Annotated in this window: 10 protein-coding genes; 7 read left to right on the top strand and 3 right to left on the bottom strand. The window is 66.9% G+C overall.

The genetic code is table 11. The annotated features are described in order from the left end of the window. Positions 1-409 precede the first annotated feature (409 nt). Positions 410-1,861: an OprO/OprP family phosphate-selective porin gene (locus L284_RS33025; RefSeq protein ID WP_031341869.1), complete on the top strand. Its 1,452-nt coding sequence runs from the start codon at positions 410-412 to the stop codon at positions 1,859-1,861. Positions 1,862-1,931: 70 nt separating this feature from the next. Here the strand turns inward: L284_RS33025 and L284_RS33020 are convergent, their stop codons facing one another. Continuing rightward, positions 1,932-2,930, bottom strand: coding sequence for a sensor histidine kinase (locus L284_RS33020; RefSeq protein WP_031341868.1), 999 nt, complete (start codon positions 2,928-2,930; stop codon positions 1,932-1,934). Positions 2,931-3,286: 356 nt separating this feature from the next. On the opposite strand from L284_RS33020, the gene zwf reads away from it, so the two are divergent. The 6 genes from zwf (at position 3,287) to L284_RS32990 (ending at position 12,164) form a co-directional block, all read left to right on the top strand. Next, positions 3,287-4,744 carry a glucose-6-phosphate dehydrogenase gene (zwf, locus tag L284_RS33015; RefSeq protein WP_021233590.1) on the top strand — a complete coding sequence of 486 codons (1,458 nt, stop codon included), beginning with the start codon at positions 3,287-3,289 and terminating at the stop codon, positions 4,742-4,744. 234 nt (positions 4,745-4,978) lie between these two features. After that, positions 4,979-6,793, top strand: a complete 1,815-nt coding sequence (edd, locus tag L284_RS33010) for a phosphogluconate dehydratase (protein ID WP_031341866.1) — start codon at positions 4,979-4,981, stop codon at positions 6,791-6,793. Further along, a complete protein-coding gene (locus L284_RS33005) occupies positions 6,790-7,794 on the top strand; it encodes a glucokinase (protein WP_021233588.1) in 1,005 nt (334 codons plus the stop codon). The genes edd and L284_RS33005 overlap by 4 nt, the downstream gene beginning before the upstream one ends. Further along, complete coding sequence (gene eda, locus L284_RS33000; RefSeq protein WP_021233587.1) at positions 7,791-8,417, top strand: bifunctional 4-hydroxy-2-oxoglutarate aldolase/2-dehydro-3-deoxy-phosphogluconate aldolase; 627 nt, start codon at positions 7,791-7,793, stop codon at positions 8,415-8,417. The genes L284_RS33005 and eda overlap by 4 nt, the downstream gene beginning before the upstream one ends. After that, positions 8,414-11,236, top strand: a complete 2,823-nt coding sequence (locus L284_RS32995) for a phosphoenolpyruvate carboxylase (RefSeq protein WP_021233586.1) — start codon at positions 8,414-8,416, stop codon at positions 11,234-11,236. Before eda ends, L284_RS32995 begins: the two co-directional genes overlap by 4 nt. Beyond that, a complete protein-coding gene (locus tag L284_RS32990; protein ID WP_021233585.1) occupies positions 11,229-12,164 on the top strand; it encodes a DUF2268 domain-containing putative Zn-dependent protease in 936 nt (311 codons plus the stop codon). The genes L284_RS32995 and L284_RS32990 overlap by 8 nt, the downstream gene beginning before the upstream one ends. Here the strand turns inward: L284_RS32990 and L284_RS32985 are convergent. Continuing rightward, positions 12,161-13,468 carry a glycoside hydrolase family 130 protein gene (locus tag L284_RS32985; protein ID WP_021233584.1) on the bottom strand — a complete coding sequence of 436 codons (1,308 nt, stop codon included), beginning with the start codon at positions 13,466-13,468 and terminating at the stop codon, positions 12,161-12,163. The two genes, L284_RS32990 and L284_RS32985, sit on opposite strands and share 4 nt — an antisense overlap. After that, a complete protein-coding gene (locus L284_RS32980; protein ID WP_021233583.1) occupies positions 13,440-15,785 on the bottom strand; it encodes a glycosyltransferase in 2,346 nt (781 codons plus the stop codon). Before L284_RS32980 ends, L284_RS32985 begins: the two co-directional genes overlap by 29 nt. Positions 15,786-15,800 lie beyond the last annotated feature (15 nt).

Below are 15,800 nucleotides of genomic sequence, written 5' to 3'. Positions count from 1 at the left end.
CCCTTCCAGCAACATTCGGACTTCATTCCGTCGCGAACAGAAACCTGCATACCGCGTAATCTTCGCGGTGCCATAAAGCGTGTCGGGATTGTTTCCCATAGAGGCCGATGAGACACTCTTCCGCGACTCGATGGAGTAGCGGAGCCGTCATCCGATCCAAGTTCCGAGCAATGAGAAAGGCTTACGCGTGGCCTTGATGAAGACGTGGCTGAGAAACCGTGCCGATCGCCGTCGTTCGGCCCTGTCCGTCCGTGCCGGTACGAATAGAAAAAGCCTGCTGAACACGCCAAGAGCATCGTCATATTCGTCATATTCGCAGTCACATCAGTCATCAAACTGTCATTGAACCGAAATAGTCGGCCCTCGTCGCGCCCGGCACTTGTGTGCAGCGCCAAGGAGAATGCCCGATATGCGTCTCACTCTCGCCTGCGCGACGGCCCTCGCCGTCGTCCTGTCCGCCTCGAGCGCAAGAGCGCAGGCGATCTCGGCGGAAGAAGCCGAAGCGCTGCGCGCGCAGATCCGTACGATGAAAGCCCAGATGGAAGCGATGGAGGCCCGGCTGAACGCCGCCGCGCCTGCCGCCGGCGCCGCGCCTGAAGCTCCCGCGCCAGCCGGAACGCCGCCGCTTGCCGCAGCCCCGGCCGCTCCCGCCGCCGCAAAGCCCGCCAAGAACAAGGACGGCAGCAACAAGGACGGCAAGAGCAAGGACGATACCGCCATCGACTGGAAAGGCAGCCCGCAGTTCGCGCAGGGCGACCGCCTGTTCAAGGTCAAGGGCCGCATCCAGGCCGACGCCAACTACGTCAAGGCCCCCAAGAGCCTGGACGACAAGGGCCTGGGCTTCTCCAACGAGGCGCGCCGTATCCGGCTTGGCGCGGAAGGGGCGCTGGGCGCCGGGTTCGACTACAAGCTGGAGCTCGAACTGTCGGACAACGCGGTCGATCTCGTCGACACTTATGTCGGCTATCACACCGGTCCCTGGCAGATCCGGCTGGGCAACCAGAACTCGTTCCAGTCGCTCGACGAACTGACCGGCGATACGAGCGGCAGCGTGATGGAGCGCGCCGCCTTCACCGACGCCTTCAACTTCGAGCGCCGCCTCGGCCTCGCCTTCCAGTACGGCAAGGGCCCCTGGCTGGCGCAGGCGGGCGTGTTCACCGACGATATCGGCGCCCTCGCCAACGACGGCGACGGCGTGGACGGCGGCGACGAGAACAACAGCTACGGCCTCGACGGGCGCCTGGTCTTCGCGCCCAAGCTAGGCGATCTTCAGCTTCACTTCGGCGGCTCGGCGCATTACCGCCGTCTCGGCCGGCTGGCGGACAGCGAAACCCGCTACCGCCAACGCCCTTACGTCCATTCCACCAATACGCGCCTGATCGGCACGCCGGTGATGAACGTCTCCGAAGAAGACCACTACGGCCTCGAGTTCGCGGCCATTCGCGGCCGCTGGCATGCGGCGGCGGAGTATCACATGCTGACCGCCAACCGCGTCGACGCCTCCACCGTCACCTTCCGGGGCGCCTATGCCGAGACCGGTCTGTTCCTCACCAAGGGCGACCATCGCGGCTACAAGGAAGGCATCTTCCGCGTCGAGAAGCCGGCCCGTCCCCTGGGCGAAGGCGGCCTCGGCTCGCTGCTCCTGAGCTTGCGCTACGACTGGCTGGACCTCAACGACAAGGACATTCGCGGCGGCACCCAGAACGGCTACATCGCGGCGCTCGTCTGGGAGCCGATCCAGAACCTGCGCTTCAACGTGAACTATGCGCTGATGGACTACACCGGCGCCAAAGCCCTGCCTTCGGGCAAGACCGACTACGATGCGCAAGTCGTGGGCACGCGGTTCGAACTGGACTTCTGAGTTCGGGGGGGGGGGCGTGGCGACCGACCCTGGTCCCCGCCCGCTCACCCCGCCGCCTCACCCCGCCCGCTCATCCTGCCGCCTCGTCCTTGCGCAGCGGCAGCATCAGCGAGGCGGTGGTGCCTTGCCCCGGCCGGCTGTCGATATCGAAGCGGCCGCGATGGCGCTCGACGATGTGCTTGACGATCGAAAGCCCCAGCCCGGTGCCGCCGACCATGCGGCTGCGACTGGTGTCGGCGCGGTAGAAGCGCTCGGTCACGCGCGGCAGGTGCTCGGGCGCGATGCCTTCGCCGTGGTCCTGTACCGTCACCAGCACCCAGCCGGTCGGCGTTGATTCCAGGCTGACGTCCACCGGCCCACCCTGCTTGCCGTATTTCAGCGAATTGTCGATGAGGTTGCGCAGCACTTGCGCCAGTTGGCCGCGATCGCCGGTCACTACCGCCTGAGGGCAATTCGATTCGACCGAGATCTGCGCATCGCCGCGCGTCTCGCCCGCGACTTCCCGCGCCAGCGCCACCATTTCCACCTTCTCGGAGGGAACTTCGTGCTTCACCGCCTCGATCCGCGAAAGCGACATGAGGTCGGAGATCAGGGCCTGCATGCGCTGCGCCTCGTGGCGGATGGTGTCGAGGAAGCGGGTGCGCACGCTCTCGTCGCCGCCGGCCTTGGGGTTGTGCAGCGTCTCGACATAGCCGAGCACGTTGGCCAGCGGCGTGCGCAGTTCGTGGCTGGCATTGGCAACGAAATCGGCGTGCGACTTGGCGACGCTGACCCGCTCCGAGAGGTCGTAGAGGCTGACCAGCCGGTCGATCGGCGAGACCACCCGGCAGTCCACTTCCCAGACGCTGCCGCCGGTGGACAAGCCGCTGACGCGGGCGATTCCGCCTTCGTCGCTGAGGATCGCGGCGACCGCGCGGGGTTCGCGGATGGCGATGCGCACGTCCTGCCCGACGATATGGGCGCCGAGCAGGCCCCGCGCCGCGCCGTTGGCGAAGCGCACTTGCCCGCGCGAGACCATCATCGCCGGGGTCTGGAGATGTTCGAGGAGGTGGACGCCGTCACCGGCCATGCTTTTCGCCTTCTATCCTTCGCCGCAGCCGCTTTTGCACGGATGCCGATCCTGTCCCATGCCCGTACCGAGCGTCAGGACAAAGACGCCGCCGCAAGGAACTTGCGGAAAATCGCCTCCGCTACGGTTCTAAATACGTATGCGGGGCGGAGCCCGGGATCAATCCGTGCAAACGAGGTTGAGGTTTGGCGCGCTCTCGCCTAGCACGGCGCACGCAGTTCGTGTCATGCTGCAACCGCGAAGAGGCATCTATTCCTCGCGGGGCGCATGATGGGAACGCACAGGAGGAGGAGCCCGTCGATTCCGGCGGAAAATGACCCATAGGGGATAACCCCCCAGAAGGTGGACTGCGCCCAGTGACCAATTCGATTTCGGCCCCATTCACGTCCGACCGCCTGCTTCTGTTCGGTGCCACCGGCGATCTTTCGCGCCGCATGCTTCTTCCTTCGCTCTGCGCGCTCGATGCCGAAGGCCTGCTCGATCCCAAGATCGAGATCGTCGGTACTGCCCGTTCCGACCACGACGATGCGGAATTCCGCAATTTCGCGCGGGAATCGCTCGAACAGTTCCTGCCTGCAGAACGGCGCGGCGGCATGGCGCGGTTCCTCAACCGCCTGTCCTACCAGACGCTCGACGCCAACCAGATGGAAGGCTTCAACGCCCTGGCCGCCAAAGTGGGCGAGCCGAAGGACGGGCTCTCGATCTTCCTCTCCACCGCGCCCAGCCTGTTCGAACCCACCATTCGCGGCCTCCAGGCGAGCGGCCTTGCCGGGGACAACGTGCGGATCGGCCTGGAAAAGCCGCTGGGCGTCGATCTTGCGTCGAGCAAGGTGATCAACGACGCCGTCGCCCGCGCCTTCCCCGAAGACCGCATCTTCCGCATCGATCATTACCTGGGCAAGGAAACGGTCCAGAACCTCTTGGCGCTGCGCTTCGCCAACCTGATGTTCGAGCCGCTGTGGAACGCCGCGCATATCGATCATGTGCAGATCACCGTGGCCGAGACAGTCGGCCTGGAATCGCGCGTGGCCTACTATGACGATTCCGGCGCGCTGCGCGACATGGTGCAGAACCACATGCTCCAGCTGCTCGCGCTCGTCGCGATGGAGCCGCCGGTCAGCTACGACGCTACCAGCGTCCGCGACGAGAAGGTCAAGATCCTTCGCTCGCTGCGCAAGGTGTCGACAAACGAGACGGTGACCGGCCAGTACCGCGCCGGGGCCATCGGCGGCCAGGCCGTGCCGGGCTATGACGACGAACTGGGCAGGGATTCCAATACCGAGACGTTCGTCGCCATCAAGGCGCATATCGACAACTGGCGCTGGCAGGGCGTGCCCTTCTACTTGCGCACCGGCAAGCGCCTGCCCAAGCGCACGACCGAGATCGTCGTCCAGTTTCGCGACGTGCCGCACTCGATATTCCACGGTCGCGGCGCCCGCACGGTCCCCAACCGCCTGGTCATCGGCATCCAGCCCAGCGAGAACATCACGCTCTCGCTCATGGCCAAAGTGCCTGGGCTGGACCGCAACGGCTTCGGCCTGCGCTCGATCCCGCTCGACATCGCAATGCCCGACGCTTTCGCCGGGCCGCAGCGCCGCATCGCCTACGAACGCCTGCTGCTGGATCTGATCGAGGGCGAGCAGACGCTGTTCGTCCGCCGCGACGAGGTGGAAGCGCAGTGGGAATGGATCGACGCCATTCGTGCCGAGTGGGAAGGCCAGGCTCAGGAGCCCCGGACCTATACCGCCGGAAGCTGGGGCCCCTCCGCCGCCATCGCCCTCGCCGAGCGCGACGGCGTCACCTGGCACGAGTAATCGGGCGTGAATAACAGGACCGGCCCAGCGGCATGAACCCGACATGCACCCTATATGACCGGGTGCGTGAACGGCCCCTCATGTCCGGGCGCGTAGAAATTCCCCGCGAACCGGTGGAAGATGCTTCTTGACACCGGTTACCCAAGGGCCTTCAAGCCCCGCACGGGAGATCCTGTTGCGGCGGCTTCTGGAGGCTGAGACAAAAAAACAGACGGAAAGTGCAGGAGTAACCCCATGAGCAATCTCAGCCCGGTGGTCGCCCGCGTCACCGATCGCATCATCGAACGGTCGAAGCCCAGCCGCCAGCGTTACCTCGCCATGGTCGAGCGCGAGGCCGACCGTCATTCCGACCGCTCGTTCCTGTCGTGCTCCAACCTCGCGCACGGCTTTGCCGCCAGCGGCGAGGACAAGCCGGCGATCTCGGCAGGCAAGGCGATCAACATCGGCATCGTCACCGCCTACAACGACATGCTCTCGGCCCATCAGCCCTATGGCCGCTATCCCGAGCAGATGAAGCTCTTCGCCCGCGAAGTGGGCGCCACGGCGCAAGTCGCGGGCGGCGTACCGGCCATGTGCGACGGCGTGACCCAAGGCTTCGACGGCATGGAACTCTCGCTGTTCAGCCGCGACACCATCGCCCTTTCCACCGCCGTGGCGCTCAGCCACGCGATGTATGACGGCATGACCCTGCTGGGCATCTGCGACAAGATCGTGCCCGGCCTGGTCATGGGCGCGCTGCGCTTCGGGCACCTTCCCGCCGTGTTCGTTCCGGCCGGTCCGATGCCCAGCGGCATCTCCAACAAGGAGAAGCAGAAGGTCCGCCAGCTCTATGCCGAGGGCAAGGTCGGCCGCGAGGAACTGCTGGCCAGCGAGAGCGCCAGCTATCACGCGCCGGGCACCTGCACTTTCTACGGCACTGCCAACTCCAACCAGATGATGATGGAGATGATGGGCCTGCACATCCCGGCCGCCGCCTTCGTGCCGCCGAACACCCCGCTGCGCCAGGCGCTGACCCGCGCCGCCGTGCACCGCGCCGCCGAACTGACGCGCAAGGGCGACGACTATCGCCCGATGGCGCGCGTCGTGGACGAGAAGGCGATCGTCAACGCCATCGTCGGCCTGCTCGCCACCGGCGGCTCCACCAACCATGCCATTCACCTGCCCGCCATGGCCCGCTGCGCCGGTATCCAGATCGACTGGCAGGACTTCGACGAGCTCTCCGGCGCGGTGCCGCTGATCACCCGCGTCTATCCCAACGGCTCGGGCGACGTGAACCACTTCCACGCCGCCGGCGGCATGGGCTGGATCGTGCGCGAACTGCTGGATGCCGGGCTGGCGCACGAGGATATCCTCACCATCTCCGAAGGCGGGATGCGCAGCTATGCCTCCGAGCCGACGCTGGAAGAGGGTGAACTCACGTGGAAGCCCGCGCCCACGGTCAGCGGCGACGAGGCCATGCTGAGCACGGTGGCGAAGCCTTTCCTGCCCGACGGCGGCATGCGCCTCGTCTCGGGCAACCTCGGCCGCGCCACGTTCAAGACCAGCGCCGTCGATCAGGAGCGCTGGACCATCGAGGCACCCTGCCGCGTGTTCGAGACGCAGGAAGGCGTCATCAACGCCTTCAAGAACGGTGAACTGGACCGCGACGTCGTGGTGGTCGTGCGCCACCAGGGCCCGCGCGCCAACGGCATGCCCGAACTCCACAAGCTCACCCCGCCGCTGGGCGTGCTTCAGGACCGGGGCTTCAAGGTGGCGCTCGTCACCGACGGACGCATGTCCGGCGCCTCGGGCAAGGTTCCCGCCGCCATCCACGTCACCCCGGAAGCGCTGGCCGATGGCCCGATCGCCTATCTCCAGGACGGCGACGTGGTGCGTCTCTCGGCCGAAGACGGCACGCTTTCCACCACGGCGGACCTTTCGGGCCGCACCGCCGCCCCGCTGCCCGCTCCCGCAGAGGGGATGGGCCGCGAACTCTTCGCGATGTTCCGGGCCAATGCGGGCGGCGCCGAACAGGGCGGCTCCTCGATGCTGGAGGTGGCCGGCCTGTGAGCGATTCCGCGCGTACCGAACTCGTTGCCGTGGACATCGGCGGAACCCATGCCCGCTTCGCCATAGCCTCGGTCGATGACCGGGGACAGATCACCCTCGGCGAGCCCGTCACCCTGCACACCAGCGAACACGGCAGCTTCCAGCTGGCCTGGCAGGCCTTCCGCGAACGCATGGGCGGCTCCTTGCCGCCCGCCGTCTCGATCGCCATCGCCGGCCCGGTCGGCGGCGACGTGATCCGCTTCACCAACAACCCGTGGATCATCCGCCCCGCGCTGATCCGCGAGAAGCTGGGCGTCGACCGCTATACGGTCGTCAACGACTTCGCGGCGGTCGCCTATGCCGTGGCGCTGGCGGGCGAGGACCAGTTCCTGCATCTTGCCGGGCCGGAAGGTCCGCTGCCCGCCTCGGGCACGCTCAGCGTGCTGGGCCCCGGCACCGGCCTTGGCGTTGCCCACTTGTGGCGCAATGGCCTGCCCCACGGCCAGGGCGGCTTCTACCATGTCCAGGCGACCGAGGGCGGTCACATAGACTACGCCCCGCTCGACCTGATCGAGGATGCCGTGCTCGCCCGCCTGCGCAAGCGGCACAACCGCGTCTCGGTGGAGCGCGTCGTCTCCGGCCCGGCCATCGTCGACATCTACCACACGCTAGCCGCCATGCAGAACCGCGCAGTGCACGAGCTGTCAGACGTGGAGATCTGGACGGCGGGCACGGACCAGTCCGACCCGCTCGCCGCCGCCGCCGTGGACCGTTTTTGCCTCTCGCTCGGCAGCGCCGCGGGCGACTATGCGCTGGCGCATGGCGCGGGCGGCGTCGTCATCGCCGGGGGCCTCGGCTACCGGATCCGCGAGACCATCCTGTCCTCGGGCTTTTCGGAGCGTTTCCGCGCCAAGGGGCGCTTCGCCTCGCTGATGGCGCAGATCCCCGTCAAGCTCATCACCCATCCGCAGCCCGGCCTCTACGGCGCGGCTGCCGCCTATGTCAGGGAGCACGTCCAATGAGCAGCCCGTCCGCAGCCGTCGAAAAGGTCATGCGTCTCGCCCCGGTGATCCCGGTGCTGGTGATCGAGGATATCGAGCACGCCCTGCCGATCGCCGAAGCCCTCGTCGCCGGCGGGTTGCCCGCGCTTGAGGTGACTTTGCGCACCGAATGCGCGATCGAGGCGATCAAGGTGATGAAGCAGGTTCCCGGCGCCGTGGTCGGCGCGGGCACCGTGCTTTCGCCCGACGATCTCAAGCGCTCCATCGACGCGGGCGCCGAATTCATCGTCTCGCCCGGCCTCACGCCCATGCTGGCCGAAGCCGCGTACAAGTCGCAGATCCCCTTCCTGCCCGGCACCGCCAACGCCAGCGACGTGATGTTCGCACTGGAATGCGGGTTCGACCGGCTGAAGTTCTTCCCCGCCATGGCAGCGGGCGGACCTCCGGCGCTGAAGGCGATCTCGGCGCCGCTCTACAAGGCCAAGTTCTGCCCGACCGGCGGCGTCACCCCGCAGAACGCCCCGGAATGGCTGGCGCTTGACGCGGTTCTCTGCGTCGGCGGCAGCTGGATGGTGCCCAAGGGCAAGCCGGACGTTGCCCTGATCGAAGCGGCCGCCCGCGAAGCAGCAGGACTCCAGCGGTGAACGGGGGCGCGGCGCACCAGGGCGCGGGCTCCCTGACCACGGTCGAGGATCTCGACCGCCGGCTCCAGGAACTCCACGTCCTGACCGCACAGACGCCGACCTACAACCCGGTGTTCCAGCTCGGCCACGAACTGTCGCGCAAGCTGGAAACCGGCGAAATGAGCCTCGATCACATCGAGGCTCTCGTCGCCGAGATGGAGTGCGAGGGCCTTCGCGCCCGCGCTGCCCGGCTCGACCGCCTGCTCGCACCGGTGGGCCTGTCCGACAATGACGCCCGCATCGACGCCGTCGCGGGCGAGAGCGGTGAGAATGACGACGACTTTTCGGCCTTCGCGGTGCGCTGGCAGCGCCCCGCCGCCCATGTCGTCTTCACCGCGCATCCCACTTTCCTGCTGTCCACCGCCCAGAGCGAAGCAGTCACCGCTTCGGTATCGAGCGGCGACCACAGCGTGGCCTCGGTCTGCGTCGCCTCGCCCGAGCGCGACCAGATCACCCTCGACTACGAGCACGACAAGGCGATGGAAGCGATCGCGCGCGGCCAGAAGGCCCGCGACCGCATCAATGCCCGCCTGTTCGACATCGCCGCCACCCGCTGGCCCAAGCGCTGGCGCGGCCTCAACCCGATGCCGGTGCGCTTCGCCTCCTGGGTCGGCTACGACATGGACGGCCGCACCGACATCGGCTGGTCCACCTCGATCCGCTATCGCCTTCAGGAAAAGGCGCTCCGCCTTGGCAGCTATGCCGCCAGCCTCGCCCAGGCCGCGCCGGAAATCGCCGACAAGCTGGAGCGCGCTCGCAAGCTGACCGAGGACATGGTGGCCCGCTTCGCCGCCGACCTTTCCGCGCCCGAGGCCCTGTCCAACGCCGCCAATGCCCTCACCGCCGACCATCCCGACCGGATCGTCAGCCTGGAAGGTGTGGTCGCCGAGCTGGAGAACGAGGCCCGCCACGCCGACCAGGAGATCGCGCGCACCCTGCTGGTCACTGCCGCCGCCATGCGCGCCGATGGCCTCGGCATGGGCTGGATCCACTTCCGCGTGAACGCCTCGCAGCTTCAGAACGCGATCCGCCTGCGCATCGACCCCGAAGGCAAGCTCAGCCTCGCCAGCCAGGCCGCGCTCGTGCGGATGCGCGAACTGCTGGCCGAAGTCGTGCCGCTCAGGTCGAACTTCGCCGCGCTCGCCATCGAGAATTCCACCGCCGTGCGCCAGTTCCTGGCGATGGCGCAGATCCTCGCCCATATCGACGCCGATGCGCCGATCCGCATGCTCGTGGCCGAGTGCGAGGAACCGGCGACGATCCTCGCCGCGCTCTACTTCGCGCGGATGTTCGGCATCGACGACAAGGTGGACGTCTCGCCGCTGTTCGAGACCGAATCCGCGCTGGAACACGGCGGCCGCTTCGTCGATGCCGTGCTGGCAGAGCCCGCCTATCGCGACTACGCCCGCAAGCGCGGCCGGATCTCGATTCAGACCGGCTTCTCGGATGCAGGCCGGTTCGTCGGCCAGGTGCCCGCCGCGCTCGCCATCGAGCGCCTTCAGGGCCGCCTCTCCGAAGCGATGGTCGCCAATGGCCTTACCGATGTCTCGGCGCTGATCTTCAACACCCACGGCGAATCGATGGGTCGCGGCGCCCATCCTTCCAGCATCGAGGACCGCTTCCAGTGGCCGATGTCGCCCTGGGCCCGCCGCCGCTTCCTGCGCGCGGGCATCCGGCTGGAGCCCGAAGTCTCGTTCCAGGGGGGCGACGGCTATCTCTGGTTCGGGTCCGACGAACTGGCGCTGGCCACGCTCACCCGCATGGCCGAAATGCCGCTCTGGGGCGCCGACACCGATGCGCCGACCGACCTGTTCTATCGCCGCACCGACCTCAGCCTCGACTTCTATCGCGCGATCCGCGGCGTCCAGCACGAACATCTGGAATCGGCCACCTACAGCCGGGCGATCACCGCCTTCGGCCTGGGCCTGCTCAACGACACCGGCAGCCGCAAATCGCGCCGCCAGTCCGATCTCGCCGCCGACCGCTCGATGAGCCTGCGCCAGATCCGCGCGATCCCGCATAACGCCATTCTCCAGCAGCTCGGCTATCCGGTCAACGTGATCGCCGGGATCGGCACCGCCTCCGACGGCAACCGCGAGGAGATCGCCGTGCTCCTGCGCGAGAGCGAGCGCGGGCAGCAATTGCTCCGCCTGGCCCGCGCCGCCAATGCCCTCGCCTCGATCAAGACGGTGGCGGCTTACGGCGAGCTGTTCAACTCGGCCTATTGGGCCAGCCGCCCCTATCGCGGCGACGAGCAGTACATCGCCGAGGCCTGCCTGAAGCTGGCCGAATACCTCACCAAGGACGACCGCACCGGCGTGTTCCGCCGCCTCGCCTCGCGCCTGCGGGTCGATGCGATGAAGCTGCACTTCCTGCTCGACCTGCTGCCCGACGAAGAGCCGCTGCCCGATCGCGAGCACACCCGCCGCAGCCTCGGCGTGCTGCAATCCCTGCGCATCGCGCTGTTCAAGCACATGTTCCTGCGCGCCGTCATGGTGCCGCAGTTCAGCCGCGCCAACGACATCAGCCGCGACGACGTGCTGGAGATGTTCTTCACCCTGCGCGTCGAAGACGGCCTCGCCCAGCTTCGCCGCGCCTTCCCGACCAGCTTCCCCTCGATCGACGATTTCAAGGTGGACTGCCCCAGCGACTACCCGGATTCGAGCGCGACCGGCTACACCCGCATCCACCGCGAATACATAGACCCGATCGCCCGCTCCTACGGCCTCTCCCTGCGCATCACCACCGCGCTGGCCAACGAGTTCGGGGCGCATGGGTAGGGCTGTTGCGGCGGCAGCCGCGCTGGGCCTGGGGCTAAGTCCTCCTGTCCTGGCGGCCGCCGCGCAGCCTGAAGTTCCCGTTGAAGTCCGGATCGAAGACGTCGACCGATTCTACGCGATCTACGACGCGGCCAAGGGTAAGCCTTCGGCCGAAACCCTCCAGCGCGACTATATCGAGCACGGTAGCGAAGGGGTGCGGCAGTTCTTGCCGCACCGTATCCTATCCGGCCAGGCACTGGCAGCCCAGGTCGCCGCCCATCCCGAGGTCTATGAGCGGGCTAGAGCCTGCCTCAAGGTGCTGCCGAAAGTGAAGGCGCGGCTGCAAGCCGCCTTCGCTGAACTGGCGAAACTGCTACCGGAAGCGCGCTTTCCGCCCGCGACGATTTTGATAGGGCGCGATAACAGCGGCGGCACGACCGCCGCGTCAGGCGTGCTCATCGGCCTTGAAGTCACCTGCCGGTCGAATTGGTTGCAAGCGGATCTCTCCGATCGACTGCTGCATCTTGTCGCGCATGAATATGGCCATGTTCAGCAACCCGCCACCCTCGACGACGAGACAGTTCCAACCACGGTCCTGCGCCAGTCGCTGATCGAAGGCGTTGCGGAACTGATCGCGGAACTCATTTCCGGAGATATTACCAATGCCCATCTGCGCAAATGGACTCTCGGCAAGCAAGCAGAAATAGACGAGCGCTTTCTGGCCCAGGCCGAGAGTTCCGATCTTTCCGGCTGGCTCTACAACGGCGCCGGGACGCCGGCTAATCCGGGTGATCTGGGCTATTGGCAAGGCTATCGCATAGCACTTGCCTACTATCGGAAAGCCCCAGACAAAGCCGCCGCGCTGACCGCTCTGCTGAAGCTCGATTCGCCCAAGGCTATATTGGCCGACAGCGGCTGGGCGCCGGCCAGGCCGCTGGATGAGCGCTAACGCATCAGCTTCAGCAGGTTCTCGATCTCGCAGGTCGCAAAGCCCACGGTGCTGTCGGAGATGCCGTAGGGGAGCAGCAGCCGCTCGCCCACCTTCAGCGCCCCGCAAGTATAGACCACGTTCGGCACATAGCCCGAGCGGTCGGCGTTCTCGGCGGTGAGCACCGGCTCCACGGTGCGGGCCAGCACCTTGGAGGGATCCTTGAGGTCCAGCAGCGCACAGCCCAGCGCGTACTTGCGCATGGCGCCGACGCCGTGGGTGAACAGCAGCCAGCCGTGCTCGGTCGGGATCGGGCTGCCGCAATTGCCGATCTGGATGAATTCCCAAGGGTATTTGGGCTCCATCAGCAGCACGCCGTCGTCATCCCAGGTGCCGAGCGAATCGGAGCGCAGCAGGAACAGGTTCTTGCCGTCCTGCCGCCCGACCATGGCGAAGCGGCCGTCGATCTTCTCGGGGAACAGCGCCATGCCCTTGTTGCGGCCCGCGCGGCCGCGGATCGGTTCCAGTTCGAAGCTGCGGAAATCGCGCGTGCGCAGCAGTTCGGAACGGATCGAACTGCCCGAATAGGCGGTATAAGTCCCCACCCATTCGAAATCGCCGCCGCCGTGATCGAAGCGCACGAGCCGCAAGTCCTCCAATCCGCCGCGCTGCTGCTCGGTGATGGGGAAGATCACGGTGTTCGACAGGTTCGATTCCGCGTGACGATGGACCGAAACGGTCTCGTCGGAATCGGCCTGCTCTTCCTGGTCCAGTTCCACCGACGTCGCGAAGGACGCCTGCGGCCAGAGGCAGAAGGTGCCGTCCACTTCCGCGATACCCTCTCGAAAAGCGATCGAGCTGATATGGCCTTCGCCCACGGCGCGCAGGCTCATGATGAACCGCACGGCGCCGTCCTGCATGCCCGACTGGTCGGGCGCCGGCACGATCGAGGGGTTCATCAGCGCCGCCGCCGCGAAAGTATATTCGTGGCAGAAATAGGCACCGATCAGGCGCTGGCGCGTCTCCGAAAACTGCGCGGCATCGAGTTCGAGATTGCGCGCCACTTCGTCGAAGCGCTCGGCGAAGATCTTCTCGGTCTGCCAGTGGCGCTCCTTGAAGTCGCGCAGGACGCGCGCGTATTCGGAAGCGACTTGCTCGTCGCTGAGCCCCGCCACGTCCTCGACCAGGCGATAGGCGCGCCCGCCGGCATTCTTGCCCTGCCAGCCAAGGTGGAACGGGCGCAGCACGACTCGCGCCGGATCGGCGTAGAGGCGAGTCTCGAAGATGTGAAGCGGTTCAGACCAGACGTTCTCGGGCCGATTCAAGCAGTCCTCCTCCACGTCCGAGCGGTGCCGACACGGCAAGCTCGGCCAGAGCATAGTGCGAAAGTTGGAAGGCGAGAATGGATTCCGCGCCGCAATTGGCGTTTACCCCCCTCGGTGTGACCCCGTCGCGGCAACGGCCCGTCGCAATATCGGCCAGCACGACGCCGCGATCGTTGCCGCCGAAGAACCAGCGCCACGCGGTAAGCGCATGTTCGACCCAGAACGCGCCGCGGGTGGCGGTCCAGGCGCTGCAAGCAGCCTCGATGGCGGCCTGCGCTTCCAGCGGCTGCTGGTCGAAGGGCAGATAGCTATGCGGCTTCCCGAAGCTCTCCGAACCGATCGGCCGGAACTGTCCGCGGGTCGAGACCTGCTGCACGCAGATCCACTCCAGCGTCTCCAGCCCGGCGCCGATCCAGGCTTCCTGCCCCAGGGCCAGCCCAGCCTCGATCAGGGCTTGCGGAAGGCGCGGATTGTCGTAGCCGAGCACGGCCTCGAACCAGGCCCAGTCGGGACGGCGGCCATGGCCGAGCAGGCGCATGAGGAAATCGCCGCCCTGCTGTACGCAATCGAGCGCGGCGGCGTTGCGGGGATCGCGGCGCAGCACCGCGCAGGCGCCGAGCATCGCGAAAGCGCGGGCGCGCGGCGATTCGAGCGTGGACAGCCTGGGCAGCGCCTCCTCGAACAGTTGCAGCGCCCATTCCGAAAGGCTCTGGTCGGGCGCCCGCTCGCAGGTCTGCCCCAGGGCCCAGATGGCGCGGCCGTTGGAATCTTCCGAACCTTCGTCCTCGCACCAGTCGCGGTCGAAGCGCATGAAGTTGCGGAAGCGGGCAAGATCCGGGTTCCATGCCGACTGCACGAAAGCCGCGTAGACCAGGCTCCATTTCATCCGCTCGGCCACGGGCAGACCGCGCGCCACGTTCATCAGCATGAGCGCGCGGGCATTGTCGTCCAGGCAATAGCCATGACGCCGGTCGGGCACGACGCCGACGGAATGCTGGAGCATGCCCGTGGCATCGCTCATGGCGAGCACGGCGGCCAGCCCCGGCGTTGCGGTGATCGGCGGCAGCGCCGGCTCGGGCGCCCGTGCACGGGCCACCAGGCGGCGGCTCGCATCGGCGAAGCGGGGCCAGATCATCTCCCTGCCGCGCGCCCAGGCGCGGCGCTGCATGGCGGAGAGATCCGCCGGGCAGTCAAGCAGGGCATTGACCGCTTCGGCGATCGCCTCGCTCGATTCCGGCTCGATCAGGCGGCCGATGTCGTCGGCCAGCAGTTCGCGCGCATGGACGTAAGGGGTCGAAACGACCGCCTTGCCCAAGGCGACGGCATAGCTGAGCGTACCGGAGGTCGACTGCTGCAGGCCATGATAGGGCGTCAGGTAGATGTCGCAGGCTTCCAGCTGGTCGAGCAGTTCGCCCGTTTCGAGGAAGCGGTTGTCCCAGGAGATATGCGCCGAGACGCCGAGTTCCTGCGCCAGAGCCTGCAGTTCCTCGCGGTAGGCCTCCCCTTCGTGCGCGACGAGGTTGGGGTGCGTGGCGCCGACGATCCGGTAGATCACTTCGGGATGGCGTTCGACGACGGCGGGAAGCGCGCGGATCGCGTTCTCCAGCCCCTTGCCGCGGCTGAGCAGCCCGAAAGTCATGAGCACCTTGCGGCCATCCAGGCCGAGCTGCTCCTTGAACTCTTCCTGGCGCCCGAACGGCCGGTCCGGCGCGCCGTGTTCGATCACTTCGAGGATACGGGCAGGCGCGTCATACTCGCGCTCCAGCAGGTCGCGCGAATTGTGCGACATGACCATGATCCGCGATGCGCGGGAGATCAGATGGCGCAGGATCGCGCGCTGGCGCTCCGAAGGGTCGGACAGCACCGTGTGCAGCGTCAGCACCAGCGGTGCCGCCAGCCGGTCGACGAAGTCGAGCACCATCTCGCCGTCCTTGCCGCCGAAGATGCCGTATTCGTGCTGGACCCAGACCGCATCGACGCCGGCCTCGTTGATCTGGCGCGCGGCCCGCGCGTAGTCTTCGGGCGCATTGCACGCGATCGTGCCGGCGATGTCGCCATAGGCCAGCTTCTGGGCCGGATCGTCCAGGGCATAGACATCGACGACCATGTCCGGATGAAATTCGGCCAGCTTTTCGTGAATGTCTGTCGTGAAAGTGGCGATGCCGCACTTGCGCGGCGCAAAATTGCCGACGAGCGCAAGATGAAGCGGCCGGTCGGCCTGCACGTCGCTACCGCCGGCGGGACCTTCGAAAATAGACCGCACTTTGTCGGAACCCGATTTCCGGCCGGGTTCTTGATCACGAGGCATCAGGTTCATGCGCACCCCGCAGGA

Source organism: Novosphingobium lindaniclasticum LE124 (assembly GCF_000445125.1).
Classification (GTDB): Bacteria; Pseudomonadota; Alphaproteobacteria; order Sphingomonadales; family Sphingomonadaceae; genus Novosphingobium; species Novosphingobium lindaniclasticum.
The sequence above is the reverse complement of the archived record's forward strand: the minus strand, read 5'-3'. Positions and strand labels throughout refer to the sequence as shown.